A 25,583-nucleotide genomic window follows, 5' to 3' on the forward strand; every position below is an offset into this window, starting at 1 on the left:
GTTTTTAGAATTAAATAAGGAGTATTTATAATGAGACAGGTATTAGCAGATTGCTCGGCCAGTATTTCAGAGCTCAAGAAAAACCCGACAGCACTGCTGGCCCAGTCAGAAGGTTCACCTATAGCAATCCTTAATCACAATAAGCCGACGGCTTATCTGATTCCGGCAGAGACCTACGAATGGTTAATGGATGCCCTGGATGACCAGGAGTTATCCAGACTGGTTGAGGAACGTCGTAAAGACCTGGATCAGGCTGTGGAAGTGAACCTGGATGACTTATAAGCTCAAGTTCCTTCCGGCAGCTACGAAAGAGTGGAACAAGCTGGCCTCTCCATTGCGTAACCAGTTTAAGAAAAAACTGGCAGAGCGTCTGGAGAACCCCCATGTTCCCTCGGCCAAACTGAAAGGCTACGACAACGTATACAAAATCAAACTACGGACAGCTGGATATCGCTTGGCATATGAAGTTATTGATAAGGAGATTGTTGTCTATGTATTAGCCATCGACAAGCGAGACAAGGACGCTGTCTATAAGACCTTAAGAAAACGACGCCCATAAGCATCCTCCCTTACCCAGCCAGATCCAACTGCATAAACGCACTCAGCCCATTGCCTGAAATCGACGAATCCGCCAGCACATCCACTTGCAAGGGAATGCTGGCGAAGTCATCCGAGATAAAGCCCAGATTTTGCACCGGCGAGAACTTCACCCGATGCACCCGGATATTGAAGGGCAAGCCTTCCTGAGCATCATTCAACCCTTCCATAAACAAGGTAAACTCCCGCCCGGACTCTACGAGGGCTTGAACCATATTAGCCTTAAGTGGGGTGTAACTAACCTTGATGCCCTGGTCATCAATACCTCCACCTTCAACGACCTGAATGCCAGATTTCATCAGTTGGTAGTCGTCACCTTCTACCAATACGGTATCCAGGCTGTCTTTTACCGTGATGGTCTGACTCAAATCAGGTAACCGCTGGAAAGGAATCAGTTCATCCGCCACACCATAGGTTTCTTGCGCTTCATCAGTCACCGGGGTGATTGCAGCCTCTGTGACACTGCCTCGTAGTGCCAGAGAGATATTGCTGGCGGTAAAATCATGAGCTACCAGATTGGCAGTAATACCCGACACTCGGCTGATAACATTGCGATTGCCACCACCGCCCAGATAGTTTTTCAGCTCTTTACGATCTTCTTCAAAGCTGAAGTTAAACTCACTGACATTGCCAATGGGCAGCAGTGGTGCTGATTTATCATAGGGCTGAATATGGATACTGCCTGCACCGATAAAGCTGCGGTCGATAGTAGACATAGAATTCTCCTTCCTTGAAGAGGATTTAAAAAACGGTTTCGAGAGTCAGGGTGATATCTGCAAAAGACAGCTGTCCCTGACTGGGGGCAATATCAAATTGGGTTTCAGAGAAGGTCAGCTTGCGGCAATGTTCTGTCAGGGCTTTATCATTGCTCAGGGCTTGTCGAATCATTCTGGAAAATTCCAGCAGGGCATAAGTTGCCCGGTCATTGGTCGGCACCACAGCACTGAGATTAAACAGCCACTGATCTTTACGACGGCTGCCCTGTTGTTGTAGCTCACTGATTGATTCCAGCTGCAACAAGATGGCTGGCGGCTTCAGACCCTGTTCAATGCCGGTGGCAGCATAGCCCAACAATACCTGATTACACACTGTCTCCAGAACACCTACCAAAAGGCTAACCAGTTGTTGTTCTGGGTTAAGCATGACCGGCTCCGTTGACGATGAAATTCAGTTCTTGCTGCATCAGGGTGGCAAACCGCTCCAGTAAAATGGGCTCAAGCTTTTCCAGTACCTGAATGGCACTGTTCAGGATCGGCAAAGTCTTCTTTTCCAGAGGCAAGCCCATCCACATCATGCGACCGGATTTTTTGGAGCGCTGGTATTTATGCCGCCAGTTGGCTTTTCGCCTGAAGACCATCGAGTGTGTAGCATTGACCGGCTGCATTAAAAAAGCCCCTCCCCAGAAATGCTTGCCAGTTCTGACACCTTGTCTGGTCTGTCTGGGTTTGCCCAGATAATGAGCCGGTATATCCCAGGCACCAATCCAGATCACCAGACTATAGCCTTCACTCCCTCGCTCACCCGGTTGCAGTAGATTGATCTTGACCCGGCCCAGCTCTTTTAGCTTCTTTTGAGTAATGCCTTGCTCTCGAGCTAATGCTCTCAGGGTTCGTCGCTCAGCAAATCGAGACAGTTTCCTCAGCGACCTTCGAATAGCAAGCTGGAGAGTTTCCGGGGTGTTCTGGAAGAAACGGATCAGCTCATCAATGCTGTCATCCAGCTCAAGCTCCAGCTTCATGGAGTGACCACCAGTTCATCTGACCATCGCCTTTCAGTTTCCGCTCAACTGTCCAGCGTTGTTCTGCTGAAATCACCTCATCGCCCCGGCTCACCTTTACATCCGTGGTCAAGGCCAATGTCGTGATCTCTTGCAACACCTGTTCATAAGGACCCGTAGGCACCAGCTCGCGAGTCAGAATGCCCGTCACTTCCAGCCTACTGTCATCTGACTTTTTCAGTGTGACTGCCTCTCCAAAGGTAGCCAGTAACTGCCGTTTCAGATCACTTAGCTCATCTTGCATTTGATCACGGCTCTTGGCTTAAGACAGATGGGGAGTGGGTTGGACTGGGTGTGGACCTGCACACCCTTATCGAAGTCGAGAATCTTCTGTTTCGCGTACCGAGGCAGACCAATGGTATTCACGGTTTCGATAAAGTCCGCTGGGGCAAACCAGGTGCGGAAGATGCCGGTGCCTTCCGGGATCACGTAAGCTTCATCCGGTTTAATGAAAGGAATATCGCCTACCTGTCCACGATACTCTTCCCAATCGATATCACCGAACCGGAATCCGGTCTTGGGATCATTGCGCAGTAAAGCGCTGTCCTGGTAACGGTGGTAAGCATCTTTGACATAGTCGTGTCCAACCAGAGCATCATAAAAATCCGCACCGCAGAAGGCTCTTAATCCCGTGTAGGGCTGAGCGCCCAGAGCCGTGTCTACCTTCCTGCGAAGAGCCACACACTCTAACCGGATATCCGTTTCAGCCACACTGAATTTAAAGGTATGGGTTTGCTGGGTGACACCGAATTCCTGAAACAGGTCGTAGATCACACTGGAGCCATCGGCATCGAGAATCTGTCCCTTGATAGCTCCCAGTCGCAAGTGCTCCAGGGTCACTTCATGATTGGCATTCATGGACGACAGTCGATCATTAACCACCGTTTTCACCCCTTCCAAAGCACTCTCAGAACCAAAGGCTCGTACATTGCGCACCTCATCAGCAATGATGGTGGAGTCATAGGGAATATGAGGGATCACAAAACTGCGTACCTTCCGCTTGCCTCCGCGAGCCTGGGCAGCCGGAGCACCGCGCTCGGAAGTGGGCAGCAGGATCAGCTCACCATTCCTTGACTCAACAATGGCCGTGGTGGTGTTAATGCCACTTTCAGTAAACAGCCCCAGTTCACCGATACGCCCCGGCTTATAGGGCATATCGTTCAGAGTTGCAGTCAGACTGGTCAGACTGAAGACATCGTTGTTAAAAATATCCAGCAAGTTCATCCCTGTTCTCCTGTCCTGAGAATGATATCCAGTGACGACAGCTCCTCAACCGCCGTCGTTTTTTCTTCGTCAGTGATGCCTTCCGGCCAGACCAGTAACTCCTGATCCACTTCTGCCAGTCGGGCAATGATGACGCCCTCGCCGCCTGTGGCATCGGTAATGACATGATCCCAAAGCACTCCAGCGGCCATTTGCAAACCCGTGACAGCTGCCGGATCAATAGGGCCATAAACATCTGTAGAGGTATTCTTGCCAAGAATGGTTCCGGGCAGTAGCGCCAGATCCGGAGCCAGTTCGACCAGCTCGCGACTGATGCTGTTGTTTCCTTCGGACACGATAAATTCGCCAGCATGCACCGGCTCTGTCATCACAGGCATGGTTCAGTTCCTTTGAGTGAGAAAGGGAAAATTAAGAAAGGGTGAGTGGTTTCAGGCTGCCGATTGACCGTTACGCTTGCGGTAAACGGCCTGGGTATCCACCAGAGGCTGGATTTTTTTATCCTGCTGATTGGGTGTCAGCTGGTTATTGATGCTGTCGTCATCCTGCAAGAGCAGATCAAGCAGTTCGGTACGCACCTGAGCTTCCGTCTTGCCAGACTGGATAAACTGTCCGGCTCGATCTTCACAGTGCGCTGCTGCACACAGCGATTTGATCGTTTCACATTCCGCCAGACGAGCTTTGACGTCTTCGATACCCTGCTGCTGGCGGACAAAAGTTTCAGCCATTTCCGGGTAACCGGCCTGATTACACAAGGTCATTACTGCCAGGGCATGAGCGCCTTTATCCCCATTTTCAGATTCAGAGTTTGCGGGCTGAGGTGGATGCATAAAGCTGGAAAGGTCGAAATGAGCTGCCATTTTCACCGGTGCTTCCACTTCATCAATCAGGCCATGGCCTTGGGCTTCAGTGGCAGTGAACCAGGTCTCCTCGTCCATCAGTTTCAGCATGGCTTTCAGATCTAATTCACAGCGATTGCAGTAGGTCTGGGCAATCACCTCGGTGGTTTTGTCCAACATATCCGCCATTTTGCGCAGCTCACCGGCATCACCTCCGACCCAGCCGAAAGGATTGTGAATCATTAGCAGGGCATTTTCAGCCATATGTATGGTATCACCTGCCATAGCGATGACACTGGCGATACTGGCCGCCAGCCCTTCAATCCGGACATGGATGTTAGCCTTGTGGTAACGCAGGGCGTTGTAAATGGCGACTCCGTCAAACACTGAGCCACCGGGGCTGTTGATCCGAACGGTAATGTCATCCGTGTCCAGATCTTTCAGGCTGCTGACCAGTTGCCGGGCAGATAAGCCTGCCCAATCGCCAATTACATCGTAAATCAGCAACTCCGCCGGTTGGCCGGACTGATTTTTCAACGTGAACCAGACCCGGTTCTTATTGAGCGGCTTTTTGTTCATCGTTCTCGGGTTCCTCTTCCATGATGGTGTTGTTTATTCCCTGAGTTCTGGGATCACTGTCGTATTGCAGCTCCAGCTCGTCGGCTCGCTGGTTATCTGCTACGATCTCATCGTCAATTTGTTCGCTGTCGTAGCCTTGTTCAGAGACCACTTCTGAACGAGATTTGAAACCACTACGGACTGCCAGATTCTGGGACTGCACATCCTGGACCGGATGAATGTAAGCCCAGCCCTGGGGAATCCATTTCACCTTGCGATAGTGCGTTGGGTTTCGATGAAAGTCCGGGGCTGAAATCGCCCCACTGAGTACGGCCAGTTCCAGCCATCGTTTCCAGACCGGGCGACAAAGTTGGAACACCATCAGATTATGCTGGATCTGTTGAATACGACGACGAAACTCATTAAGCACCACCCGTAAAGCGCGGTCACTGACGCCTTTCATATCGCCGGACAGGATCTCATAAGGCAGACCAATACCCGCTGATACCGCCATCAATTGTTGACGGATAAAGTCCGGGTAATTGCTGGCCGCTCCTGGTGGTGTGTTAAACGTAATCTCCTCACCCGGTGATAGCTCCTGCATGGTGCCCGGTTCCATCGCTACCATAGGAACACCTTGCAGGTCATAGACAATGGGCCGACCAGTCAGCGGATCGACCTTTTCCGTTTCCGGAGCCGGTTTGGTGATAAAGCCGGTGAACAGGTTGGCGATTTCCTGCCGAAGCAGCGTGGCATCATCGAATTTGTCCAGGTGATACATTCGAAGCAGCACCTGGCTCAACAAAGGTTGCCCACGCAGCTGACCTGGCCGCAGCGGTTCATAAAGATGCAACACCTGATCGGCAGGCACCCGTCGCAGGTCGGCAGTATCCAGTGTGGTGTAATCCGAAGGATGCTGCTTGTGCATCCAGTAAGCGACACGTTGCCCGATGGCATTAAACTCAATGCCTGCACGGATCTTATGACCCTTTTTCAGATCATCGTGGTAATCCCAGGGGACAAACTCCGCTTCCAGCAATTGCAGCTGCAGTGGCACACTCAAACCATCGCCGGGTTTGCGGGGACGGAAGCGAACAAAGCACTCTCCAGCTTCCAATACCGAACGCATGGCCAGAGCCTGCTGGCCATAAAAATCGAGCTGGCCATCGGCATCGGACTCATCGGTCCAGTCCAGAAACAGGGCCTGTAACTCTTTACGAAACCCATCATCCCGGGCTTCTGACTTGGGCTTGATGCCAGTGCCGACAATATTGGCGACCAGCTTTTCCAGCCCGGAAGCAGCCCAGGGATCATTACGAATCGCTGCCCGGGAGCGGTTGATCAGGGTTCCAAGATTGCCGGTCAGGGAATTATTGGGACCGGTAGAAGGTGCCATCCAACTCTGGCTTCTGCGACCCTGCCCTGCCGAGGTATAAGCCAGGTTTTTCAGTTCGGGCAGTAGCCAGCCTGCAATACGATGTTTCAAGCCCATTCAGTATTTCCTGAAATTTATGCTAATTTGTATGTACAAATGTAAATACTGGTTTTACCATGCAATTTGAATGGGATGAGGAAAAAAATCAGGCCAATATCCGCAAACACGGGATAGCCTTTGAAGATGCTGTCGATATTTTCAATCATCCTCAGCTCTGTCAGGTTGATGACCGAACGAGTTATGATGAAGAACGCTGGATCACCATTGGACGCATTCATCACCATACCGGGGTAGTGGTCTACACAGAACGGGTCGGCGATATTGTGCGGATCATTTCAGCCCGAAAAGCCACCAAAAGAGAGATCAAGCGCTATGAAGAAAGCATCTGGAACTGACTGGGAACGGCTTGAAGCCATGAGCGATGATGAAATTGACACCTCTGACATCCCCGAGCTGGATGATGAGTTTTTTAACCAGGCTGATCTGCGCCTGCCCGTTAAAAAGCCCGTCACAATCCGGTTGGACTCCGATGTTCTAGAGTGGTTTAAAAGTCAGGGGCAGGGCTACCAGACACGTATCAATAACTTGCTCAGGAAATATATGGAAACCCAACAGTCTCGCTAAATCCCTTTGCGAGAATAAACCCCATACTGCCGGGGTCGCTGCTGCTGTTTGATCAATTCCCGCTCAATGGCCTGCAGTCGTCTTTCCATTTCTGAGAAGCTGGCATACTCCACCTTACGACCTTCAAACTCCACTGTGCGGGTTTCTCTCAGTAACACGGCTCGTTTCAAAGCCTGATATTCAGCTTCTGTAATCATGCGTTATCCATTCAGGTAGCTGCTGCGAGAAAATCGTCGGGATCGGGCTTGAGTCAAAGCCTCTGATTCAGACGCTTCTACCCTAATTTCTGGCTCCGGACGTTGAGCAGCCAGTTGCTCCAGATTCAATCCACGGTGTTGCTGCAGAATACGCACCGCAGTCAGGGCATAAACCCGACAGTCCAGAGCTTCATTCCGCTTTTTGCGGGCATCCCATTCAAAGTAAGCGACCCCGTGTTTGTATTTGCGCACCTTTTCTTCTGCCGTAGCCTGCTTGAAGTAATCTTCATCAAAGCTGTCCTTCACCGGCCAGTGGCAGTAACCTGCGCCTGGCTCCAGAATTCGGTAACGCTGATAGATCAGTTCTTTGGCCGTGTCAGTACCCACCAGAGTCAGGTAGACACCTTTCTTGTTGCGAGTTTTCGGGAAGGTAGCGATGGGTTTGCCAGACTGGGATGCGCCCTTGATCGGAATCAACCAGTCGGCCCCCTGCTTACGGGAAAAGGCATACACCTCATCGGTAAAGTGACCACCAGAGTCCATACAAATCTGGGCGAGGTTCATCAATACCCCATCCTGCCGCCGATAAGTCGTCCTCAGTTTATCCGCCAGAATCTTCCAGATCTCCGGACGACTCAGATCGCCATAGAGCCGGATGTAATCAATGGACCAGCTCTCTTCACCGGCACCCCAGCCCACTACTTCATACTCGACCCTGTCATCCTGAACATCGATACCGCAGGTCAGCACTTCTACTGACCAAGGTACTTCAGCAACATAGTGCTCACGACGCTGGTAAAGTAATTCGTAATCGACGGTTTCTCCCGCTTCCTGCCAGGTTTGGCCCAACACGGTATTGGTCCAGTCTTTCAAGAGAACCGGATCATCTTTGGCCGCCAGAAAATCCGCCACTGCATCTTTCCAGCTGTACCAGCCGTTAGGACTGTACAGTGAATTCAGATGGTAGCCCCGGATTTTGCCGTCACTCTCTGGATTCTGAGGCTTCCACTGCCCATTCTCCAGTAATTTGGGTTTGTCATGTTCCAGCATTTGATGCTGACACTGGATGCATTCAAAACAAGCCGTCTCCGGGTCCTGGTTTTCAAACTTTATCTGCTGCCACTCTATGGGTTGCAAGTGCCCACAGTTAACACAAGGCACATGGTATTGTCGCTGGTCACTGGCCTGATAGGCCGATTCAACCTTGCTGGCCCCGGCAATATTGGGAGTCGACACCATCAGGATTTTTCGATTACGGGAAAACGTCGCCGTCCGTTTAATGACCAGATTAATAGGACTGCCTTCCCCATCCACATCATCTTCATAAGCATCTATTTCATCCAGAAAAAGAAAACGGGCAGGCATGGAGCGCAACCCTGTGGCGGAGTTGGCTCCGGTGATGATCAGTACACCGTTAGGAAACTCCTTCACCATTTGAGTATTGCCAGAATCCCGGGAACGAGGGTCTTTCACCCGCTCCCGCAAAATCGGCATCTCTTCAATCATCGGCGCTATGCGCTGCTTGGAGGTTCTCTTGGCCATATCCAACGTCGGCAGCACATACATCATGGGACCGGGCGTATGATGGATCACATAGCCCAGCCAATTATTGCCACATTCGGTGCCACCGACCTGTGCACCTTTCATAAAAACGACACGTTCCACATCCGAAGAGGGTGACAGACAATCCATAATTTCTTTGAGGTAAGGCGTCCGAGCGGTTCGCCAGCGACCGGCCTCTTTGGCCGCTTTCATGGGCAGAATGCGGTATTCATCGGCCCACTCTGAAACGGTCAGTCGTGTGTCAGGTTTCAGACCTGCAAAAAAACCATCCAGATAAGGTGAAGTCATGGGCCACTCAGCTCAGAAAGGATTTCTTCCAGTTCATCCATCAACAGCTGTCGTACTTTGCGAGGATCGGTTTCTGCCGCCAGGACATCCGCTTGTCGATCCGGGATGCCCAACAAAGCATCCCTCAGCATTCGTCCCGCCCGGTAAGCATCTTCTCGAACTTTGCTGGCTTCGGTGAGCTTTCCGGCCTTTTCCTCATACTCCATCTTTGCCATCTTGGCTCTGAAAGCTTCCCGCATGGTCCGAGCCGTAACGAAATCCACCGCCTGTCTTGAATCAGTGGGGGCCACTGGCAGAGTATCTTGGGAAACAGGTTTCCTAAGCAAAGTCGAGGGCTCAGCCTGGGCCTGAATCGCCTTCAGGGCCTCATCCGGGTTGACCTTGCCCTTGTGCAGGCGAATCTTGCCGGACTTGACCAATTTGGCCACATATTGGCGGCTCCAGCCTTGACGTTTGGCGAATTCCGATTGCGAGATGAGCGTCATAGCGATCTGTATAACCTCCCCTGTCCCGCCTTGGCCGGATGCGCCCTCCTTTTTCGACAACCTATTGATTATTAATAGTTTTTTCCTTGATAACCACCGGTTATGGAGCCTTACTGTACATAACGCAAACAAGCATCAAAAAGGAAACAGGCCATGAATAAGAAGACCGAACAAGCCCTGGAAACCATCGCCCAAAAAACCCTGCTAATGGACACCCTCAAAACCCGAAACACCTCGGAAGACTTCGAGGAAGTCGCCGTCTGGCAAGTCAAAAAGGCTTTGGAACAGGCTTATCAATTGGGCCTGAAACAAGGCCAAAAACAATAACCCCAAAAGGAGAAGCACCATGAAAACAACAAAACTCACTGCTACCCAAGAGACTGTTCTGAAGCAAGCCGCTGAGACAGGAACCCTTGACGCTAACAAGCTCACCCTGAAAGGAGGTGCCCGGAAAAAAGTGCTGGACAGTCTGACCAGTAAAGGCTTTCTGATCCCTATGAAAAAGGCTGACACCTACGACATCAGCCCGCAGGGCAAGGCAGCCATTGGCCTCCCGGTAGACGACCAACCTGCCCAGAAGGGCAAGATCCGCACCGGCACCAAACTCCACAGGGTGATTGAGCTGCTGAGCCGACCCGAGGGCGCTGAGATCCACGAAATCATGCGCGAGACCGGCTGGCAACAGCACACGGTTCGCGGCACTCTGGCAGGAGCCTTAAAAAAACGACTGGGACTGACCATTGAATCGGAGAAGCCTGAAGGCAAGGATCGCATTTACCGGATCACCGCCGGGCTGGAAGCGCTCTTTCAGGGAGAGATCGCATGAGCACCCGCTCCCGAATTGCAAGGCGGCTGGCTGACGGTCGCTATTGCTCCATTCTACTGGCCATTGAACTCAAGTTTTAGTGGCACCTCAGATCTGTCAACCAGGTTGACAACCCTGGCCGCAAAGGCTGACAGTTTGGTTGACAAAATCCCTGGCTGGTTGACACCGGAAAGCCCCGCCATTACTGGGCTGAAGCTCATTCTGTCAACCTGAGTGTCAACCCCGATTTTCACTCTGTCGCTGGCGCTATTCCGCGCTGATGCATACCCGCACTAGAAGTCACTGCACAGGGACCCCGAAACAGTCGTCAGAAGCCGTCTGTCAAACGTTCTCTTCGATCCCGAGACGCTCCCTGCATTTAAAAAGCGCCTCTCAGATCGACTTAAATTGCGCCTCAGCCTTTCCATGTTCTTGTCACCTTCTCCAGCCCCCGGCTGGCAATGTATCCGCCGATGCCCAGCTGGATAATGTTGAACAGTTTCAGTTCCACTGCTTCTGTGAGGTTTGGTGCTGACCAACCCATCCAACGACACACGACTAATACCGTAAACACCAGCATCACCATGGGTCGCCAGTTTCTTTGCAGCCAGCTTTCTCCCTGAGCTTCCGCTTTGACGACACCCGCCTGTTGTTCCAGTTCGTCCAGCTCACCGTTGAGCAGCATCTCGGTCAGTTCAACCTTGGCTGCTTTGGCTTTATTCGCATCAGGAAAGAGTTTGTCGATGACCTTCCCGATCACTGGAATGGCAGCCACCAGACTCACCGCTTGCCTCCCAGTAATCCTTCCTGTCTCAGCCAGTGATGTACATCAAAGTTCGGGCAGGTCTTCACCTTGCTGAAGTGGTAATGGCCATGCACGACAGCGTTTGGATAAAGCGCCTGGTGACCAGCCACCAGGAACTTCAGCATTCGCTTCTGGTTCTGAGTGAAGTTATCTTCCGGCAGGTTGTTCTTATCCAGGCCACCCACCAGACAGATACCCACGCTCTCGTGGTTGTGGCTTTTGGCATGAGCACCCCAGTCATCAATAGGCCGACCCTGCTTTACCGAACCGTCCCGTTCAATCACCCAATGGTAACCAATATCCAGGAAGGCCCGCTCCATGGTGTGCCAGCGTTTGATGTCATCAAAAGTCACATACTGATTAGCCCGGGTATCCGAACAATGCACGACGATATAATTGGTTTCCTTACGCTTGCCCATCACTCATCCCCTGAGTTTATGATTTGAGAAAGTAAGACAGCAGCCCAATAGCAGCGGTCAGCACGATCCAGCCGAACCGTTCGATATAGCCCAGCATCACTCCCCGGCGACTGGCCTGGAACTCCAGCTTCCGGATGCGCTTCTCCTGTTCATCCAGACGTTCATCCTGGCGGGAAAGGTTGCTGGTCTGGTGGGTAATCCGTTCCTCGATCATGGCCAGGCGAGACACCGCATCGCTCAGCTTGTCGAGCTTGGAATCAATCTGATCCAGTCGCCTTGAGAGATCGTCCATGTCATTCGGTCTCCTTTTCTTCCGTAGCAAGGAGACACTTCCGCCTTCCCTGGCGGTCGTCTCTGGTTTGTTCGAAGGTCAGATTGCTGGATTCAAGATAGGCTTCCTTGCCGGTGTACTCCTCCCATCGGCGCACAATAACGTCCACATACTTGGGGTCCAGCTCAGTCACACAGGCACTTCGGTGAGACTTCTCACAGGCGATCAATGTGGAGCCAGAACCGCCAAACAGATCCAGGACAATGTCATGGGTTTTGGAAGAGTTACGGATAGCCCGTTCCACCAGTTCTACCGGCTTCATGGTGGGATGCAGGTCGTTCCTGGCAGGCTTGCTGTAGAACCAGACATCGCCCTGATCCCGGGCACCACACCAAAAGTGTTCATTGCCTTCCTTCCAGCCGTAGAGAATCGGTTCGTACTGACGCTGGTAGTCGGAGCGCCCCAGGGTAAACGTGTTCTTGGCCCAGATGATAAACGTGGACCACTTGCCACCGGCTTCCCGAAAGGCTTTCTGGAGCGTATCCAGCTCCGACGACGACATGCAGATATAAATCGCCCCCTTGCAGACCCCGAGCAGGTTGGTCATGGCGGCCAGCAGGAAAGCATGGAACTCAGTGCCCAGGTTGTCGTTCTTGATCCGGCGGTCTTTTTTGGCTTTAGTGTTTTTCTCGGGGTTGGCGTAGTCGACGTTGTAGGGTGGATCGGTGAACACCATATCCGCCAGCTGGCCTGCCATCAGTGTTTCCACATCGGCCTGCTCGGTAGCACTGCCGCAAAGCACCCGGTGACTCCCCAGAATCCAGACATCACCCAGCTGGCTGACAGGGTGCTCTTCCGGCTCAGGAATCTCATCATCGTCGGTCTGGCCTTCAGGCTCGTCCACCAGCAGCAAACCTTCCAGGTCTTCATCAGAAAAACCCATCAGGTCCAGGTCAAAATCCAGGGCATCCAGTTCTGCCAGCTCTTGCTTGAGCAGGTCTTCATCCCAGCCTGAATTGGCTGTGATCTGGTTGTCAGCAATCACCAGCGCACGACGCTGGGTTTCGGAAAGGTGCCCCAGCACGATCACCGGCACGGTTTCCATGCCTAGTTGTTTCGCCGCCATCAAACGACCATGACCCGCTACGATCACGTCATCACTGCCCACCAGCACCGGATTGACAAACCCGAACTCCTCGATGGACCGGGCAATCTGGTTCACCTGCTCATCGGAGTGAGTCCGGGCATTGTTGGCGTAGGGCACCAGGCTGGCAACTGAGCGATGTTCGATGGCTTCAACAAGGATTCTGGACATGGTTCTTCCGTGATTTCCAGGGACAAAAAAACCTCAAACCGGGGAGGTGTGAGGTTCAGGTGTAATTCGCTTCGAGCTTAGCGTTAATTCTTGTCAAATTTGGCGAAAGTGTCCAACCCTTGAACAGGCCTCTATTTTGGATTTACCCGGACAAAACCGGATACTACGAGTTACTTCGGGTTACTCCGGGTTACGTCCTCCGGCCAAATGGATGGCAATCCGGCTCATGGCTTTGCGCCAGTGTGCGTAAGGTGTCTTCCGGTTCACACCCAGGTCTTCAGCAATCACTCTCCAGGGCAGTCCCGAAGCACGAAGCCAGATCAGTTTGCGCTCCTCCTCGCTGACCCAGCGCAGCCAGCGCATGCACTGCACCATGCGGTCGACCTCATCCTCGGAAGGCTCAGGCAGTCTCAGGATTTTGTTTTCCCCCTGGTAAACTTCCCAGCGGTTGGGATTGATCTCGGGCCAGAAGGCGGAGTACCGGAGATTAATACCTGACGACACACGTCGTGCCACCAGCCAGGCTTCCCGATAGCGATTGGCCAGTTCATCCTTGCACTCCATGACTTCGCCTCCTGTGGTTTTGTTATACAGGCGAGGCGACCTGAAGGAGGCTCGCCTGTATATATTTATATATACGGTGTTGTTGAATTCTGAAATCTAGAAATTATTACTTAATAAACAATCACTTACAGACTTCGGATTCCAGAATTCGGAAAGCCTGAGTTGAATTCTAAAAAGCCTGCATAACTGTTTGAAATCCTTTTAAAAATAAGTTCTCAACCAGATTTCAATTTTTTTGAATTCTGCGAATTCTGAAATCTGGCCGAATTCTGAAAGGCCATTTTCAGTCGGTTTTTGACTTCTAAAGAGTGTCCTGATAAACCCATACATCCGGGTTTTCAACCGGTAGCAATGCACCGGTATTCGGGCATTTAAAATCCGTTGGCCTGATGCTGCAAAGCGCTTCACCCTCCACTCCATAGGCCATACCATCAACACATAAATACCCGAGTTTGCTGCGCTTTGGAGCAGGCAAATTGTACTCGTCATAATCCCGGAAAAACTTGATATAGCCCTTGGTGGCCAGTACCTGAATTCGGTCATAGATGGTCGTTTTACCACCCAGCCCCAGCTGGTTTTCAAACTGCTCGGAGAATTGGTTAACGGTGAAAACCCTGCCTTTCAGAGCTTCCTGGTAAATCAGGTTGACGATCACTTCCCGCTTTCTGATGCGCTCTGCATCATGCTTCTTGCCTAATTCTTCACCCGCCAGGCGCATACTGTTGGGAGGCGCTTCCCGCCACTGACCATCTTTCTTGATGATCCTCTGGGCCTTGGGGGAAGGACCGTTTCTCAGTTCGTAATACAGCATCCGCTCAGGCTCCAGCTCTTCTGGCCTGAACAGCAGCATTCCGGAGGTATAGTAACCTCTCAGGCTGCCAGCCCCGGAAAGCGCCTGAAAAGGGTCTTCTTCCAGCTGTCGTTTACTCATCTTGCGGGTATGGTGCACCAGCACTATGCCTACGTCCGGGTTAACGATATCCCGCAGCTGCTCCACTCGCTCCTTGAGAAAAAACAGCATGGCGTTGTTATCATTTTCACTGCTGCCGTCCGGACCCGGATCAAACACATTCCTGATGGGATCGATGACAATGACATCAGGGCCTTCAGGAAATGCCTGCTGGATAGCCCTGGCGATGATAGGCAAACCCACCGCATTGAGAATCAGTTTTAACCGGGCAGTCATCACCAGGTTCTCTCGGACTCGGGTCAGCTGAAAGTCCTTGAGTGGCAATTGCTTCACCCGTTCACGCAGATAGTGATATTGCACCTCCGCCTGTAGATAGAACACCTTCAGGGGACGACTGGGGCGCATATCCAGAAAGGTCAAGCCTGCTGACATATGTGCGAGCAAATTCAACAGAAAGTCACTCTTGCCGACCTTGGGAGCACCACCCAATACCAACATGCCGCCAGGTGTTAGTATTCTGGGTGACAACAAATCCTCAGGCATGGGGGATTCATCATCCAGCAGCTCACCAAAACGATAGAAAGGCACGGACTCCTTAATCGTCTTGCGTCGTGTGGTAATCAACCAGTGGCGAATATCAAATGCTTCAGCCACTGCATCGGCTGCATCCCACTTCTCGGGTTGCTGCTCGGGTGGTTTCAGAATGATGACCGATGCTGCACCAGCATCAGATATAGACTGTGCCGCTTGCTGAGCATAAAGCAGTCCAGCTTCATCATGATCGGGCCACACCAGCACTCGTTTGTTTTTTAATGGAGACCAGTCCGTCTTATCTGTAGGAGCCTTGGCACCGTTCATGGCGGTAGTGGCGCAATAGCCACTGTCAATGAGTGCCTGGGCTGCTTTCTCTCCCTCCACCAGCAGTACTTCGTCTGCTACCTTGATGCCCGGCTGGTTATAGAGCGGCCTGGGATTGGGGGCTTTGGTTTTACGGGTCTTTACATCCCAGGGCCGAAACTCTTTACCCTCTGACGTATCGTACCGATAGACGCAAGCGATCAGGTTGCCTTCAGCATTGTGGTAGTCCCACTTGCCGGTATGGTGGCCCAGATCCTCATACTCCTCCTGGTGGTTAGCAGTGGCTGGTGGCGTGAATGAAGGCATTCCCAGCCAGTCCGCCATGAACTGAATAATTTCGGGAAAGTCCCTTTGTACATCCAGTTTTTGGTGTTCTGCCGTGAGGCTGATAATGTCGCCGCCTTCACCACTCTCAAAGTCGTGCCAAAGCCCACTGCCCAGTTCCACTTCCAGGCTCTTGCCTTTCTTGCCCTGGACATTGCCCAGCACAAACTTTTGGCCTCGCTTTTTTCCGTTGGGAAACAGCCAGGCCAAGTACTCTGGCAATCGTTCCTGAATGCGACGTTTGACTTCTTCCGCATCCAGTTTCTGCGTCGTGCCCTGCTCAGGGGCATCGTTAAAATCAAGCCATTTGTTCTTCATTGTCACAGTCCCTGTAGGGAAAAGCCCACCCGCAGGTGGGCATCAGAGCGTTAATCCCACTGGTTGTTGTAGCTTTCAGCCGGATGGGGAGCTGAATCCGGAGGACTGTATGGCTGTGATTGCAGTTGAGCCTGGGAATGACCACTCTGCTGACTGGCTGCTGGATGCCCCTGGGGAGCAACAGTCTGGCCAAACATCAGCTGGGCATACTGCTTATGCTCCGGAGTGATGGCCTGCTTGATGACATTCTTGGGTTCGTCGTACTGATCCTTTTCAGTACTGATCTTGACGACGAATTCAATACCATCCAGTTCTGACAAAGACTGTAACTGTCGGGCTTTATAGGCCGGTGGACTGTTATCTTCAGCCTTAATATTGCGAGCTGACTGCAAAATACCCCGGACAAATGACCGGCCCATGTTCTCCCACTCCGGGCCTTTGGGGCTGTGCATCCCGATCAGGGACCAGACCTTGCGCTTGGCGTACTGGCCTTCCAGCACGGTGAACTCGGCATTGAGGTAGATGGCTCCAGTATCTCCGCTGGTGGCATAACCTCCGGTCCAGCCCATTTCGGGATTGTCGTAGCCTCCGGGCTTGAGGGTCATACGCACTTTGACCAAGGTGCCTGAAGGAATGACATCGTAGCTGCCCTGGTCAGTGGCATCGTTAAAATCATTCCAACGTGTCATGGCTCTTTGTTGGCTCATGGTTATTTCTCCGTTCCTTGAGGTTGAGTTTCAAACTGGACAGGCTGCCTTGATCCGCTGCGGATCTTGGTAAACAGCTGTCCAAGGTGAGGCGGCTCGAATACATCCAGACGCCCGCTGCGATCCTTGGCCGGGTAGCCATAGGGGTTGAGAGTCTGGCAAACAAAGGTACGACGCAGGTTGCCTTCTTCGTCAGGCAGGCTGGCCAAGGTGATGATCTGGTCAACGATGCCGGGTAGCTCCAGGCCGGTTTTACTGCCTTCGATCTGGGGCTGGTGGAGCTTGCGGTTAAAGTCGTCCACCCGCTCCTCGAGAATGGCGACAAAGACCACGTTCTTGCCTCTTGCATGTTGCAGGTGCGTCAGTGCGGCAATCATCTCCTGGCCGTGCAGACCGTAGGCTCCACGAGTATCCGGTTTGCCGGTTTTCTCGGAGAAGGCCTGGGGCTGACCCTTGCACCACTGAAAGCAAAGCCGACCCAGCACCGTGATGGAATCGATGAAGTAGGTGTCGTACTTCTCCAGGGACTGGGGATCTCCATACTTACGACACACCGATTCATAATGCGCTTTCGAATACACCTGATCGTCCCGAAGCGCTGGGTTGGGACCAGCCAGGTAGACGGCAAAGTTTCGGAACTCAGGCCAGGTGGCTGGACGCAGGGTGTCGCCTGGCCACTCCTGCACCGCCAGATCACCGGCTTCCAGATCCACAAACAGGGTGGTGTCTGGGTTGAGACTCAGCAGCTGGGTGGTTTTACCCACCCCACTGTTGCCCAGCAGCACACACTTGATGCCCTTGTGCTCCTGGCTGCGTTGCTGTGAGTTGAGAATGGGAAGGCTCATTTCGAACCTCCCACCAGCTTGTACGCACAGCGACCGGGTTTGATCTGCAAAGCGGACTCAAAGGTCTGGCGAACCGGCTCCGGCCATTGATCAAACTGTTCCTGAGACACTGAATACTCAATATCCAAGAACTCAGAAGGATCTTCTCCTTGCTCCTGAATCCGCTGGGCTATGCTCTTCAGTTTCTGTTGATCCCAGTTGACTTCCCTGGGCAAGTCCACCAGCACACGCGTTCCTTCGTCATCAAAACTGATCGTTCCGAAGTCCTGTTGCAACTGGGCTCGGATCTGGGAAGCCTTGAAGACGTACTTGTAGGCGATCACTGACTCCAACCACATTTTCTGGACAGTCAGCTGGCTCATGGCCTTCTCAACATCGTTTAGCAGTATCGCCAGCTCAGCTCCGGAACGAGCGGCCAGTTCAGCGACGCCCATGCCCTGGATGTTTTCCAGCTCACTGCTCATACATCACCTCCCTGACAGGCGACTGGCTGGGATGTACCTGCATGGGTATGTGAAGCTTCGTGCGCTTCAATATCTGACAACCGGTAAACGACACGATTACCCAGCTTGATATAGCAAGGCCCCAACCCGCGCATACGCCACTTCTCCAAGGTATAGGGGCTTAGCCGCCAGCGGTCGGCCAGTTCTTTCTGGCTCAGGTGTTGCACTTCCATTTCATGCTCCTTCTTGTTTTTTCCAAAGGCAGGAACAATCATGGGGCAGTCCACGTAGACAGAGCGGAGATGGGGCGGAGACAGAGCGGAGACGGCATATTTTTTATTAAAAAATCACAAAAAAACCGGCATGTAACCGGTAAGTTAGTCAAGCATTGAGTGATTTTTCATTTGAAAGGAAGTCAATAAGGCTACCTGATTGCAGCCTTATTGATGAGACTGTAAGACCTTAAGCAGACATAACTTTTTGAACTGAGTGCTGTCCATAGTCGAATACTGAATCAATCTGGTTTTCTATAGCCAGGGTTTCACGGTACTCCTTGGCTTCAGCCTTCATCGTCCAGTGGGCTTCTATATCCATTTCATCAATTTTACTCTTGATATCAGATACATTAACTCTAAAGAATTCTTTCCTGTAATTAACTTTGTTTACTTGTTGTAACTCAAAGACCTTATGGAGCTCTTTTTCGAGCTTTGGTGCGTCTTCAGAGTAAATCATTGCATGGACATCGAAGTCGAATGGTACACTTGCATCACCAAGCTCTTTTACTCGATCCATAGGCTCTAATCGACGAGTCAGACCAATTTTATGAATATCTTCACCGAATGATCCAACGTTAGAAATAACATACACGTGCCCTCTTCGAGTCTGCTGAGCCATAGATATTGCTCTTTGGTTTTTGGCTTCAGCTTCTTCAAGCTGACTCTGAAGAGCTGATAGTTGCTCTTCAAACTTGAGTTTTTCCTCTTCACTCGCTTTCTCAAGTTCCTTGCGAGCTTTCTCCATAGCTTTCTGAAGCATTTTCTCCTCTTTCTCTGCCTCCTTGATGGCTTTTTCCATCTCTCTTCTTGCTTTTTCTTCTTCCCTGATAGCTTCTTTTATTTGCCGCTGCTCCTCTCTCTCCTGAAGCTTTAGCTCATTAACTGTCACAGCCCACTTTAATTCATCAAGCCTGGCATTTAAGTATTCATCAGCAATACGAGCATTCCTGAAAGCTCTGCCATTTCCATTTACAAGGGCAAATGCATCTTTTATTTCTGCTTCTAGCTTCCCGTAATTATCATGTTTTACTTTCGCCAATGCGGTATCAACCTTACCGTTGAATGCATCCAGAACGAATCTAATAGCCGTTTCTTTTCGGTTTACTTCTGCATAGTCGCAAATAGCCGCTCTATTTTTGGTAACAAGCGTTTTTGTAAAATATCTGGATTTTTTCAGCTCAACACCAGCATCTTTATGGCTAAACTCTTCAGCAAGATCATCAAGAACTGTTTGATTTGCAATAAGGTACTCATTTCCATAGCCATCAATAATATTTTTCATGGCTTTGGCTTTTTTCTCAAAAGTATCAGCCTTAGATTTAGCCTCAAGTGCTTCACCCGCAATTTCTCGTGCATTATCTTCAGCTTGTTTGACGATTTTATCAGCATTAGTAAAAGCTTCTTGCATGGTTAGCTCAGCTTTTTCTTTTGCTTTTTTAAGATTCTCTCTTGCTTCTTTTACAATTCTTTCATGGGCAACATTGGCTTCTTTCTTCCTACTCTCAGCTTGGAGCTCAGCTTCATTCAATCGTTTAGCAGCATCATTAACTATTTCTTCTGCTTCGTTTCTGGCCTGCGAAATAATATTTCTAGCTTCTGACTCAGCATCAACAATTGCTTCATATTTTTTGAGGTGTAAGAGAGCTTCCTTTTCAGACTGAAGCTCGGAGACTTTTTTTGTGGATTGTTTATTTTTCCACCAAAATAAGGCCGCGATGCCCAACGGAGCAAGCAAGATAAGGAGGGCTGTTACTGTAGGAGTATCCATTACGCATTTTCCATCGTACTAAGTGCATACGTGATAATAATTTTTTGGGACTAAAATTTCATTATGGAGTCGTTTTTCTTCTGGATCGGGGAGGGGCTTTCAGACTCCACAACCGGTTTTCATACTGGATGTACTCTTGCCACAAATCACTGTCATTAAAACAGTTGCTTGGACGGGTGTAGCCTATGCCTTCCTCTCTGAGTTGACTGGTAGTAACTCCCCGATTGCCCATTAGCCAGGCATCATAAATCATGCTGGCCACCTTACAACGCTGACCACCGCTAATATCCCAAGGCTCACGGTTATCGGCCTCAAACCTTCCCTGGTTGTCATAACATTCCCACCTGACTTCCACTGACTCAGCTTCTGGCTCAAAGGTTGCTCGCAGTACGTCTTTCAGTTTTCGGGCATCTATTTCACAAGGACCATCAGAAGACAGCAGCGACATAATAGATACAATCGGATACGGGCCTGGCAAGGGAAGCAGATGGTCAAACCGCTCGGATACTGTTAGAACCACACCAGGAGCCTTACCCTTCCAGCTTTCCAAGCTCTGATAAATGCTTTTGAAGCCACTCATACTGGTCAGATGTCGGGCAAGCAGAACCTGGTAGGGCTGCCCATCTACCTGAATATTGCCCAACCACTCGAGCAGTTCAGGAATCACCGTGACCTGTTCACCTGACAATTTAAGGTGGCTCTTGAGCACTTTGATTAACCAGTCCCGGTCGTACTTGTATTGTCGTTGCTGTTCTTCCGTGACCTCAACGAAGCCCTCGGAGACGCAGTAGCAAGTGAAGACTCCGGGCTCCCGCTCCGGGTTTCTCTCAATCACCTCCAGCCATAACTCTCCGTCGTCGGTATCAATGGGGATGACGGAAGCCAAGCCTCCCGGGGTCAAGGCTCCGGAGCTGATGATATCAGTAGCTTCATTAGGTCTGTCGTTCTCCAGGCAGATTTTCAGAACCGTCTCTGAATCGGTTTCATACAGTCCGGCCAAGTAATGAAATGAGCGCTGTTTCCTGGGTAATTTCAGTGCATCAGTCATGAGTCAGTCCCCACTCCTTGAGTTTGTTCCAGCTGAGATAACGTTCCCGTTCGGTCAGATCCTGCAGGTTAGAAGTGCAGGGGTCTTTCAGAATGATGGTGGTGCTGTTGGCTCGACTCTGTCCTTCCCTTTTCCTGAACTTCACAGCGATGGCAGCTTCAGCAACAGAGTAATGGTCACAATTCAGAAAGTGTTCCACCTCATCCTCTTTCATCACCTGATAGACATCTTTCTCATGAGCTTTATGGGCCGGGGATCGAACGGTGTAAGGTGCCTTGGTTCGGGTCGATTTGAATTTCAGATAGGAGACAGAGACCTGTTCGATCCCTTCTTCCCGGGTAAATGGTAGTGCAGGATTTGATTTCAGGACATCAAGCGTAAGCTGTCTTCTTTCCAGCTTCTCTGGAGCCTGTTCTATTCCCAGTCCCTTGCTGGTGAAAAGCTGGGCCAGCTGCTCGCGTTCCTGCTTCTTGCGAGTCACCACTTCCAGTTCACCCTTCTGCGGATTCCAGAGGAAAGCATACTCCCTGGCTGGTCTGACCATGGTTTCCCTAAGTGCTTTCTTCTCTTTGGAGACTTCCTTTAGTAGGCTGGGCACGCCTTCCCGGTAAACCATCACTTGCTGCAGGGTTTCTGTGGTGCCATCGATGCCTGGACGTTCACGTTCAAACAGCTCCACCAGCACTTCATCATCACCGCCAAAGTGCTGCGTGAGATACTCTTTTAATCCTTTCAGATCCGGGAGTTGATTGACACTGGACAATACCTTGAAACTGTCCCACTTCGCCGTAAGGCGCGCCTCATCGGCGAAGCGCTCACTTTCAGCCTGTTCAAAGATCGATTGCTCATGAAGAAGCACCCAGGCCGCTTGATTATAAGGATCATCCTGGGCAGCATATTCGGCTTTATTCTTGACCAGTCTGGCCAGAAACTCCTGACCCACTTCGTCCGTCATCTGGTCAATGCGCCGGGTCAGGTCATCAAAGGTCTGCCGTTGTCTCTTATCGAGGTTGGCATAGGCGTCTTTCAGATTGATGGTGGTACTGAGTTCCGGCTCATGAGCGATAATCCTTTGCGCTCTCGTCACTCCGGTTAGCTGCAACAGCTGACGACAATAATCATCCCGAACATATTTCAGGACTCGCTTTACATGGGGCATCCCGTCCTCCGGTTTTATATTTTTTCTACTGCTACATCCCGACCTCTTTTAAACTACTGTTTTTTTATACAGCATCATCTTGTACCCGATTGTCCTGTCTGTCAATCCCCCGGAAAACACCGGATGGAACCGGTTACCTCGGTATGGATTCCAACCCCTTTTACAGCAACACTTTTAAATAAATCCGCACCACCCAGGGATGGGAGCCCACCATGAACAAAACCCCATCAAGCCACCAGCTGCACCCCAATACCCTGGCTATCTGCCAGATTCTGGCTGTCGGTATTGAACGCCGCCATATAAAGCAGCAAGAGCCGGAAAACGCCGAAAGAGAGAAAGAACACTGGACTAATGCCGGAACCAGAGCCTGTATGTCTCATACGGTTCAGCGACAGGAGTCCAACAATGAAGAATGAATTATCCGAACAGTCAAGCCTGGCGGCCAAGGTCGCTGCCATTCAGAAGATGTCCACCAGGGCACTGCTGGAGCTCTGGCCAAAGCTCTATGGCACCGATGCCCCCAAGCTGAATAAACGACTGCTTCGACAAAGATTGGCCTTTCGGGTTCAGGAGCTGGAACTGGGGAGTCTTTCCGAGAAGCACAAAAATCGATTACAGCGACTGCAACAGCCCTCCGCCAAGGACAAGCCTGTCCCCAAGGCCAGAGTGAACAAGCCACCAGCAGGTACCCGGATCGTTAAGGAGTATGAAGGGGAAACTCACGAGGTGATTGTCACCAAAGAGGGCTTTGAGTATCGAGGGAAGATGTATAGGAGTCTTTCTGGGATCGCCAAGCTGATTACTGCAAGTCACTGGTCAGGGCCAGTGTTCTTTGGACTGAAGGGAGGCAGCCATGGGCAAAAGTAAGAGTAAGATTAAGGACATCAAACGTTGTGCAGTCTACACCCGTAAATCTTCCGAGGAAGGGTTGGAGCAGGAATTCAATTCACTCCACGCCCAGCGGGAGGCCGGGGAAGCTTACATCACTTCCCAGAAGCAGGAAGGCTGGATACTGGTACCGGATGAGTACGACGATGGCGGTTTTTCCGGGGGCAATATGGAACGGCCTGCACTTCAACGACTGATGAAAGATGTGGAAGCAGGCAAGATTGATGTAGTGGTTGTGTATAAAGTAGACCGTCTCTCAAGGTCACTGGCTGACTTTGCCCGACTGGTGGAGGTGTTCGACAAGCATCAGGTGTCATTCGTAGCCGTCACTCAGCAGTTCAATACCACCAGCAGCATGGGGCGACTGACACTCAACATTCTACTGTCGTTTGCCCAGTTTGAACGGGAGGTGACTGGCGAGCGAATCAGGGACAAGTTCCTGCTCTCCAAAAAGAAAGGTAAGTGGATGGGTGGTACACCACCGCTGGGTTATGACGTGGTGGATCGCAAGCTGGTCCCTAATGAGGGGGAAGCAGTAATTATCCGGGAGATCTTCAAGACTTTTATTGAAACCCGCTCTCAGATTGAAACCGCTGAACGGATTAATGAGATGGGCTTTCGAACCAAACGACTGCCGCGCAAGGGTGGCCAAGTCGCCGGTAGCAAAAAGTTCACTCGCACTGCCATATACAAGCTGCTGAAGAGCCGCCTCTATAAAGGTGAGATCGGACACAAGGGTGAATGGTACCCGGGTGAGCATAAAGCCCTCATCAAACCGGAGGTCTGGGCGAGGGCGGAGGCCATTCTCCAGGGCAACAGCTCGACCCGGCAGTCAGACAGCCGACACCGCAACACACGTTCCTTTCTGCGGGGTTTTCTGTTCGGTCCTGAACAGGAAGCCCTGATCCCCACGGCCAGCCGCAGCAAGGGCAAACTGCACCGTTACTACGTCAGTAGCACGGCCCGGAAGCATGGTCATAAACACTCGCCCCTGCCTACCCTCCCAGCCAGAGAAATCGAGTTTCTGGTGGTTGAACACCTCCGGGATTTACTCAAGCAACCAGAGATCATTTTCACCACCTGGCAGATGCTGACGGATCAAGACACGTTCAATGAAGATCAGGTTCGAGAAGCCCTGAACGATCTGTCGGACATCTGGAACCTGCTGTTCCCGGAAGAACAGCGCCGTTTAATGAAACTACTGGTCAGTCGTATAGACGTCCACCAGCAGGGCATTGAGATTCGCTTCCACCAGGAAGGGATACCCACCATCACCAATGAGCTACAAGGAGAAGTGACATGGCCATAAAAGTGACTGGCAAAGCCACCCGCACCTATCTCGAAGACGAGAACTGCATTCTGGTGCATATCCCCATTAAGTTCATCAACCGCAAGGGCAAGAGCCAGATCACCACCCCGGATGGTCGTCCGGCACTGGAAGAGGTCGATCCGGCTTTGAGGAATGCTCTGGTCAGAGCGCATCGGTGGTTGAAGGCATTAGAAACAGGGAAAGAGCAGCACCTGAAAGTGTTGGCTCTGAAAGAAGGGATTACCAGTGTCAGCTATGCCTCCCGGATCTTACGCCTGACCACCCTGTCGCCAGAGATTCAGGAGGCCATCATTGATGGCAGAAGCTTGGGTGGCCTGACGCTGGCTGATTTTATGAAGCCCTTTCCTCTGCTCTGGTCTGAGCAGAAGAAGGCTTTGGGGATGCCGGAGGATTGATGTACTCCCCCCCCTTTTTTTTATCCTGTTTTTTTAATCAAAAAGTTTGCTGACAGCTCCCCGCCCACACCGCTATAAAAGTGCAAACCCAACACCCGTCCCAGCAACCAAAAACCACCTGCAACCCACTGATTATAAAGAGGAATTCAAGTAACGTACTTCAAAGTGGCCGAAGTACGTTATTTAGAGAAGAGAGAGAAAAAACAGCCCAAAAATGGCCAAAAATCGGCTTTTTTAAGAATTTTCCAAGTACTCAGTTATAAGACACCGGAAGACTATAAAACAGACAGAGAGCCAGAAAAAACCACCCCCCATAACGACAAAAAGCCCTATAAAAATAGGGCTTCCTGAAGATGGCGCGCTCGGTAGGATTCGAACCTACGACCGCCTGGTTCGTAGCCAGGTACTCTATCCAGCTGAGCTACGAGCGCGTAATACTAAATTGTTCACTGGCGGTGGGCGGGGAACCAGTGGAGGAATTTTCTGATAACTCCTAACATTGGTTCAACTTAGAGAGAAGGCATCTCAGAGTTCTGAAGCAACTCAACCAGC

The 25,583-nt window shown here is 51.1% G+C and carries 35 protein-coding genes and 1 tRNA gene; 10 read left to right on the forward strand and 26 right to left on the reverse strand.

What is annotated here, in order from left to right; all coding sequences use genetic code 11:
* Positions 1-30: 30 nt before the first annotated feature.
* On the forward strand, positions 31-282 hold the full coding sequence (locus ACO6VG_RS02540) for a type II toxin-antitoxin system Phd/YefM family antitoxin (protein ID WP_257287973.1): 252 nt from the start codon (positions 31-33) through the stop codon (positions 280-282).
* Positions 272-559 (forward strand): type II toxin-antitoxin system RelE family toxin, encoded by a 288-nt coding sequence (locus ACO6VG_RS02545; RefSeq protein WP_422472554.1) that lies wholly within the window; start codon positions 272-274, stop codon positions 557-559. Before ACO6VG_RS02540 ends, ACO6VG_RS02545 begins: the two co-directional genes overlap by 11 nt.
* 10 nt (positions 560-569) lie before the next feature.
* Here ACO6VG_RS02545 and ACO6VG_RS02550 read toward each other — a convergent pair whose 3' ends face one another.
* Genes ACO6VG_RS02550 through ACO6VG_RS02585 form a run of 8 tightly spaced genes read right to left on the reverse strand, consistent with a single transcriptional unit; the run spans position 570 to position 6,484 of the window.
* A complete protein-coding gene (locus ACO6VG_RS02550; protein ID WP_422472556.1) occupies positions 570-1,313 on the reverse strand; it encodes a hypothetical protein in 744 nt (247 codons plus the stop codon).
* Between the two features lie 25 nt (positions 1,314-1,338).
* Positions 1,339-1,740: a hypothetical protein gene (locus ACO6VG_RS02555; protein WP_422472558.1), complete on the reverse strand. Its 402-nt coding sequence runs from the start codon at positions 1,738-1,740 to the stop codon at positions 1,339-1,341.
* Positions 1,733-2,335: a hypothetical protein gene (locus ACO6VG_RS02560; protein ID WP_422472560.1), complete on the reverse strand. Its 603-nt coding sequence runs from the start codon at positions 2,333-2,335 to the stop codon at positions 1,733-1,735. The genes ACO6VG_RS02555 and ACO6VG_RS02560 overlap by 8 nt, the downstream gene beginning before the upstream one ends.
* Positions 2,319-2,618 (reverse strand): hypothetical protein, encoded by a 300-nt coding sequence (locus ACO6VG_RS02565; RefSeq protein WP_422472562.1) that lies wholly within the window; start codon positions 2,616-2,618, stop codon positions 2,319-2,321. The genes ACO6VG_RS02560 and ACO6VG_RS02565 overlap by 17 nt, the downstream gene beginning before the upstream one ends.
* Positions 2,603-3,598 (reverse strand): major capsid protein, encoded by a 996-nt coding sequence (locus tag ACO6VG_RS02570; protein ID WP_422472564.1) that lies wholly within the window; start codon positions 3,596-3,598, stop codon positions 2,603-2,605. The genes ACO6VG_RS02565 and ACO6VG_RS02570 overlap by 16 nt, the downstream gene beginning before the upstream one ends.
* Positions 3,595-3,975 (reverse strand): head decoration protein, encoded by a 381-nt coding sequence (locus ACO6VG_RS02575; RefSeq protein WP_422137686.1) that lies wholly within the window; start codon positions 3,973-3,975, stop codon positions 3,595-3,597. Before ACO6VG_RS02575 ends, ACO6VG_RS02570 begins: the two co-directional genes overlap by 4 nt.
* Positions 3,976-4,026: 51 nt before the next feature.
* The gene (locus ACO6VG_RS02580; RefSeq protein ID WP_422472566.1) at positions 4,027-5,013 is read right to left on the reverse strand and encodes a head maturation protease, ClpP-related; all 987 of its coding nucleotides are present in this window, start codon (positions 5,011-5,013) and stop codon (positions 4,027-4,029) included.
* Complete coding sequence (locus ACO6VG_RS02585) at positions 4,991-6,484, reverse strand: phage portal protein (protein ID WP_422472568.1); 1,494 nt, start codon at positions 6,482-6,484, stop codon at positions 4,991-4,993. Before ACO6VG_RS02585 ends, ACO6VG_RS02580 begins: the two co-directional genes overlap by 23 nt.
* A gap of 59 nt (positions 6,485-6,543) precedes the next feature.
* On the opposite strand from ACO6VG_RS02585, the gene ACO6VG_RS02590 reads away from it, so the two are divergent.
* Together ACO6VG_RS02590 and ACO6VG_RS02595 are read left to right on the forward strand one after the other, a co-directional pair.
* Positions 6,544-6,822, forward strand: coding sequence for a BrnT family toxin (locus tag ACO6VG_RS02590; protein WP_422472570.1), 279 nt, complete (start codon positions 6,544-6,546; stop codon positions 6,820-6,822).
* Entirely contained in the window at positions 6,800-7,051 is a 252-nt protein-coding gene (locus ACO6VG_RS02595; protein WP_422472572.1) for a BrnA antitoxin family protein, read from the forward strand. Before ACO6VG_RS02590 ends, ACO6VG_RS02595 begins: the two co-directional genes overlap by 23 nt.
* Here the strand turns inward: ACO6VG_RS02595 and ACO6VG_RS02600 are convergent.
* The 3 genes from ACO6VG_RS02600 to ACO6VG_RS02610 are packed head-to-tail and all read right to left on the reverse strand — an operon-like array spanning position 7,048 to position 9,584.
* Positions 7,048-7,248 carry a phage head-tail joining protein gene (locus ACO6VG_RS02600; RefSeq protein WP_422472574.1) on the reverse strand — a complete coding sequence of 67 codons (201 nt, stop codon included), beginning with the start codon at positions 7,246-7,248 and terminating at the stop codon, positions 7,048-7,050. The two genes, ACO6VG_RS02595 and ACO6VG_RS02600, sit on opposite strands and share 4 nt — an antisense overlap.
* 3 nt (positions 7,249-7,251) lie before the next feature.
* Positions 7,252-9,099 carry a phage terminase large subunit family protein gene (locus tag ACO6VG_RS02605; protein ID WP_422472576.1) on the reverse strand — a complete coding sequence of 616 codons (1,848 nt, stop codon included), beginning with the start codon at positions 9,097-9,099 and terminating at the stop codon, positions 7,252-7,254.
* Positions 9,096-9,584 (reverse strand): hypothetical protein, encoded by a 489-nt coding sequence (locus tag ACO6VG_RS02610; RefSeq protein ID WP_422472578.1) that lies wholly within the window; start codon positions 9,582-9,584, stop codon positions 9,096-9,098. The genes ACO6VG_RS02605 and ACO6VG_RS02610 overlap by 4 nt, the downstream gene beginning before the upstream one ends.
* A 153-nt stretch (positions 9,585-9,737) precedes the next feature.
* Here ACO6VG_RS02610 and ACO6VG_RS02615 point away from each other — a divergent pair, with 153 nt between their 5' ends.
* Entirely contained in the window at positions 9,738-9,911 is a 174-nt protein-coding gene (locus ACO6VG_RS02615; RefSeq protein WP_422137678.1) for a DUF6900 domain-containing protein, read from the forward strand.
* Positions 9,912-9,930: 19 nt separating this feature from the next.
* Positions 9,931-10,410, forward strand: a complete 480-nt coding sequence (locus ACO6VG_RS02620) for a DUF3489 domain-containing protein (RefSeq protein WP_422472580.1) — start codon at positions 9,931-9,933, stop codon at positions 10,408-10,410.
* Positions 10,411-10,463: 53 nt separating this feature from the next.
* Here the strand turns inward: ACO6VG_RS02620 and ACO6VG_RS02625 are convergent, their stop codons facing one another.
* The 14 genes from ACO6VG_RS02625 to ACO6VG_RS02690 form a co-directional block, all read right to left on the reverse strand.
* Entirely contained in the window at positions 10,464-10,610 is a 147-nt protein-coding gene (locus tag ACO6VG_RS02625; protein WP_422472582.1) for a hypothetical protein, read from the reverse strand.
* A 194-nt stretch (positions 10,611-10,804) separates the two neighbouring features.
* The gene (locus tag ACO6VG_RS02630) at positions 10,805-11,173 is read right to left on the reverse strand and encodes a 3TM-type holin (RefSeq protein ID WP_422472583.1); all 369 of its coding nucleotides are present in this window, start codon (positions 11,171-11,173) and stop codon (positions 10,805-10,807) included.
* Positions 11,170-11,613, reverse strand: coding sequence for an N-acetylmuramoyl-L-alanine amidase (locus ACO6VG_RS02635; RefSeq protein WP_422472585.1), 444 nt, complete (start codon positions 11,611-11,613; stop codon positions 11,170-11,172). Before ACO6VG_RS02635 ends, ACO6VG_RS02630 begins: the two co-directional genes overlap by 4 nt.
* A gap of 16 nt (positions 11,614-11,629) precedes the next feature.
* Positions 11,630-11,905, reverse strand: a complete 276-nt coding sequence (locus ACO6VG_RS02640; RefSeq protein WP_034835171.1) for a flagellin — start codon at positions 11,903-11,905, stop codon at positions 11,630-11,632.
* A gap of 1 nt (position 11,906) precedes the next feature.
* On the reverse strand, positions 11,907-13,199 hold the full coding sequence (locus ACO6VG_RS02645; protein WP_422472587.1) for a site-specific DNA-methyltransferase: 1,293 nt from the start codon (positions 13,197-13,199) through the stop codon (positions 11,907-11,909).
* 180 nt (positions 13,200-13,379) lie between these two features.
* Entirely contained in the window at positions 13,380-13,763 is a 384-nt protein-coding gene (locus ACO6VG_RS02650) for a DUF6362 family protein (RefSeq protein ID WP_422472589.1), read from the reverse strand.
* A gap of 301 nt (positions 13,764-14,064) precedes the next feature.
* Positions 14,065-16,173: an AAA family ATPase gene (locus ACO6VG_RS02655; RefSeq protein WP_422472591.1), complete on the reverse strand. Its 2,109-nt coding sequence runs from the start codon at positions 16,171-16,173 to the stop codon at positions 14,065-14,067.
* Positions 16,174-16,223: 50 nt separating this feature from the next.
* Positions 16,224-16,880 carry a hypothetical protein gene (locus ACO6VG_RS02660; RefSeq protein WP_422472593.1) on the reverse strand — a complete coding sequence of 219 codons (657 nt, stop codon included), beginning with the start codon at positions 16,878-16,880 and terminating at the stop codon, positions 16,224-16,226.
* A gap of 2 nt (positions 16,881-16,882) precedes the next feature.
* Positions 16,883-17,725: an ATP-binding protein gene (locus ACO6VG_RS02665; protein ID WP_422472595.1), complete on the reverse strand. Its 843-nt coding sequence runs from the start codon at positions 17,723-17,725 to the stop codon at positions 16,883-16,885.
* Positions 17,722-18,189 carry a hypothetical protein gene (locus ACO6VG_RS02670; RefSeq protein WP_422472597.1) on the reverse strand — a complete coding sequence of 156 codons (468 nt, stop codon included), beginning with the start codon at positions 18,187-18,189 and terminating at the stop codon, positions 17,722-17,724. Before ACO6VG_RS02670 ends, ACO6VG_RS02665 begins: the two co-directional genes overlap by 4 nt.
* Positions 18,186-18,443, reverse strand: coding sequence for a helix-turn-helix transcriptional regulator (locus ACO6VG_RS02675; RefSeq protein WP_422472599.1), 258 nt, complete (start codon positions 18,441-18,443; stop codon positions 18,186-18,188). Before ACO6VG_RS02675 ends, ACO6VG_RS02670 begins: the two co-directional genes overlap by 4 nt.
* Before the next feature lie 187 nt (positions 18,444-18,630).
* Positions 18,631-20,211, reverse strand: coding sequence for a DUF4041 domain-containing protein (locus ACO6VG_RS02680; protein ID WP_422472601.1), 1,581 nt, complete (start codon positions 20,209-20,211; stop codon positions 18,631-18,633).
* A 61-nt stretch (positions 20,212-20,272) separates the two neighbouring features.
* A complete protein-coding gene (locus ACO6VG_RS02685; protein ID WP_422472603.1) occupies positions 20,273-21,259 on the reverse strand; it encodes a hypothetical protein in 987 nt (328 codons plus the stop codon).
* Positions 21,252-22,418 carry a hypothetical protein gene (locus ACO6VG_RS02690; RefSeq protein WP_422472605.1) on the reverse strand — a complete coding sequence of 389 codons (1,167 nt, stop codon included), beginning with the start codon at positions 22,416-22,418 and terminating at the stop codon, positions 21,252-21,254. Before ACO6VG_RS02690 ends, ACO6VG_RS02685 begins: the two co-directional genes overlap by 8 nt.
* Before the next feature lie 212 nt (positions 22,419-22,630).
* Here ACO6VG_RS02690 and ACO6VG_RS02695 point away from each other — a divergent pair, with 212 nt between their 5' ends.
* Genes ACO6VG_RS02695 through ACO6VG_RS02710 form a run of 4 tightly spaced genes read left to right on the forward strand, consistent with a single transcriptional unit; the run spans position 22,631 to position 25,031 of the window.
* The gene (locus ACO6VG_RS02695) at positions 22,631-22,834 is read left to right on the forward strand and encodes a hypothetical protein (RefSeq protein ID WP_422472607.1); all 204 of its coding nucleotides are present in this window, start codon (positions 22,631-22,633) and stop codon (positions 22,832-22,834) included.
* Positions 22,824-23,285 (forward strand): DUF2924 domain-containing protein, encoded by a 462-nt coding sequence (locus ACO6VG_RS02700; RefSeq protein ID WP_422472609.1) that lies wholly within the window; start codon positions 22,824-22,826, stop codon positions 23,283-23,285. The genes ACO6VG_RS02695 and ACO6VG_RS02700 overlap by 11 nt, the downstream gene beginning before the upstream one ends.
* Positions 23,272-24,615, forward strand: a complete 1,344-nt coding sequence (locus ACO6VG_RS02705; protein ID WP_422472611.1) for a recombinase family protein — start codon at positions 23,272-23,274, stop codon at positions 24,613-24,615. The genes ACO6VG_RS02700 and ACO6VG_RS02705 overlap by 14 nt, the downstream gene beginning before the upstream one ends.
* Complete coding sequence (locus tag ACO6VG_RS02710; RefSeq protein ID WP_422472613.1) at positions 24,606-25,031, forward strand: hypothetical protein; 426 nt, start codon at positions 24,606-24,608, stop codon at positions 25,029-25,031. Before ACO6VG_RS02705 ends, ACO6VG_RS02710 begins: the two co-directional genes overlap by 10 nt.
* A gap of 354 nt (positions 25,032-25,385) precedes the next feature.
* On the opposite strand, the gene ACO6VG_RS02715 is transcribed toward ACO6VG_RS02710, so the two are convergent.
* Positions 25,386-25,462: transfer RNA gene (locus tag ACO6VG_RS02715), tRNA-Arg, on the reverse strand.
* Between the last annotated feature and the right edge of the window lie 121 nt (positions 25,463-25,583).

Origin of the sequence: Endozoicomonas sp. ALB032 (assembly GCF_049310125.1) — a bacterium.
GTDB lineage: Bacteria > Pseudomonadota > Gammaproteobacteria > Pseudomonadales > Endozoicomonadaceae > Endozoicomonas_A.

Coding starts and splice junctions, on each gene's coding strand:
- ACO6VG_RS02615 (WP_422137678.1), top strand. CDS start 9,738: ATGAATAAGAAGACCGAACAAGCCCTGGAAACCATCGCCCAAAAAACC.
- ACO6VG_RS02685 (WP_422472603.1), bottom strand. CDS start 21,259: ATGACTGATGCACTGAAATTACCCAGGAAACAGCGCTCATTTCATTAC.
- ACO6VG_RS02640 (WP_034835171.1), bottom strand. CDS start 11,905: ATGGACGATCTCTCAAGGCGACTGGATCAGATTGATTCCAAGCTCGAC.
- ACO6VG_RS02710 (WP_422472613.1), top strand. CDS start 24,606: ATGGCCATAAAAGTGACTGGCAAAGCCACCCGCACCTATCTCGAAGAC.
- ACO6VG_RS02540 (WP_257287973.1), top strand. CDS start 31: ATGAGACAGGTATTAGCAGATTGCTCGGCCAGTATTTCAGAGCTCAAG.
- ACO6VG_RS02545 (WP_422472554.1), top strand. CDS start 272: ATGACTTATAAGCTCAAGTTCCTTCCGGCAGCTACGAAAGAGTGGAAC.
- ACO6VG_RS02600 (WP_422472574.1), bottom strand. CDS start 7,248: ATGATTACAGAAGCTGAATATCAGGCTTTGAAACGAGCCGTGTTACTG.
- ACO6VG_RS02555 (WP_422472558.1), bottom strand. CDS start 1,740: ATGCTTAACCCAGAACAACAACTGGTTAGCCTTTTGGTAGGTGTTCTG.
- ACO6VG_RS02680 (WP_422472601.1), bottom strand. CDS start 20,211: ATGGATACTCCTACAGTAACAGCCCTCCTTATCTTGCTTGCTCCGTTG.
- ACO6VG_RS02620 (WP_422472580.1), top strand. CDS start 9,931: ATGAAAACAACAAAACTCACTGCTACCCAAGAGACTGTTCTGAAGCAA.
- ACO6VG_RS02550 (WP_422472556.1), bottom strand. CDS start 1,313: ATGTCTACTATCGACCGCAGCTTTATCGGTGCAGGCAGTATCCATATT.
- ACO6VG_RS02580 (WP_422472566.1), bottom strand. CDS start 5,013: ATGAACAAAAAGCCGCTCAATAAGAACCGGGTCTGGTTCACGTTGAAA.
- ACO6VG_RS02700 (WP_422472609.1), top strand. CDS start 22,824: ATGAAGAATGAATTATCCGAACAGTCAAGCCTGGCGGCCAAGGTCGCT.
- ACO6VG_RS02570 (WP_422472564.1), bottom strand. CDS start 3,598: ATGAACTTGCTGGATATTTTTAACAACGATGTCTTCAGTCTGACCAGT.
- ACO6VG_RS02635 (WP_422472585.1), bottom strand. CDS start 11,613: ATGGGCAAGCGTAAGGAAACCAATTATATCGTCGTGCATTGTTCGGAT.
- ACO6VG_RS02655 (WP_422472591.1), bottom strand. CDS start 16,173: ATGAAGAACAAATGGCTTGATTTTAACGATGCCCCTGAGCAGGGCACG.
- ACO6VG_RS02695 (WP_422472607.1), top strand. CDS start 22,631: ATGAACAAAACCCCATCAAGCCACCAGCTGCACCCCAATACCCTGGCT.
- ACO6VG_RS02670 (WP_422472597.1), bottom strand. CDS start 18,189: ATGAGCAGTGAGCTGGAAAACATCCAGGGCATGGGCGTCGCTGAACTG.
- ACO6VG_RS02610 (WP_422472578.1), bottom strand. CDS start 9,584: ATGACGCTCATCTCGCAATCGGAATTCGCCAAACGTCAAGGCTGGAGC.
- ACO6VG_RS02575 (WP_422137686.1), bottom strand. CDS start 3,975: ATGCCTGTGATGACAGAGCCGGTGCATGCTGGCGAATTTATCGTGTCC.
- ACO6VG_RS02675 (WP_422472599.1), bottom strand. CDS start 18,443: ATGATTGTTCCTGCCTTTGGAAAAAACAAGAAGGAGCATGAAATGGAA.
- ACO6VG_RS02625 (WP_422472582.1), bottom strand. CDS start 10,610: ATGAGCTTCAGCCCAGTAATGGCGGGGCTTTCCGGTGTCAACCAGCCA.
- ACO6VG_RS02665 (WP_422472595.1), bottom strand. CDS start 17,725: ATGAGCCTTCCCATTCTCAACTCACAGCAACGCAGCCAGGAGCACAAG.
- ACO6VG_RS02690 (WP_422472605.1), bottom strand. CDS start 22,418: ATGCCCCATGTAAAGCGAGTCCTGAAATATGTTCGGGATGATTATTGT.
- ACO6VG_RS02660 (WP_422472593.1), bottom strand. CDS start 16,880: ATGAGCCAACAAAGAGCCATGACACGTTGGAATGATTTTAACGATGCC.
- ACO6VG_RS02565 (WP_422472562.1), bottom strand. CDS start 2,618: ATGCAAGATGAGCTAAGTGATCTGAAACGGCAGTTACTGGCTACCTTT.
- ACO6VG_RS02595 (WP_422472572.1), top strand. CDS start 6,800: ATGAAGAAAGCATCTGGAACTGACTGGGAACGGCTTGAAGCCATGAGC.
- ACO6VG_RS02605 (WP_422472576.1), bottom strand. CDS start 9,099: ATGACTTCACCTTATCTGGATGGTTTTTTTGCAGGTCTGAAACCTGAC.
- ACO6VG_RS02585 (WP_422472568.1), bottom strand. CDS start 6,484: ATGGGCTTGAAACATCGTATTGCAGGCTGGCTACTGCCCGAACTGAAA.
- ACO6VG_RS02590 (WP_422472570.1), top strand. CDS start 6,544: ATGCAATTTGAATGGGATGAGGAAAAAAATCAGGCCAATATCCGCAAA.
- ACO6VG_RS02705 (WP_422472611.1), top strand. CDS start 23,272: ATGGGCAAAAGTAAGAGTAAGATTAAGGACATCAAACGTTGTGCAGTC.
- ACO6VG_RS02560 (WP_422472560.1), bottom strand. CDS start 2,335: ATGAAGCTGGAGCTTGAGCTGGATGACAGCATTGATGAGCTGATCCGT.
- ACO6VG_RS02650 (WP_422472589.1), bottom strand. CDS start 13,763: ATGGAGTGCAAGGATGAACTGGCCAATCGCTATCGGGAAGCCTGGCTG.
- ACO6VG_RS02645 (WP_422472587.1), bottom strand. CDS start 13,199: ATGTCCAGAATCCTTGTTGAAGCCATCGAACATCGCTCAGTTGCCAGC.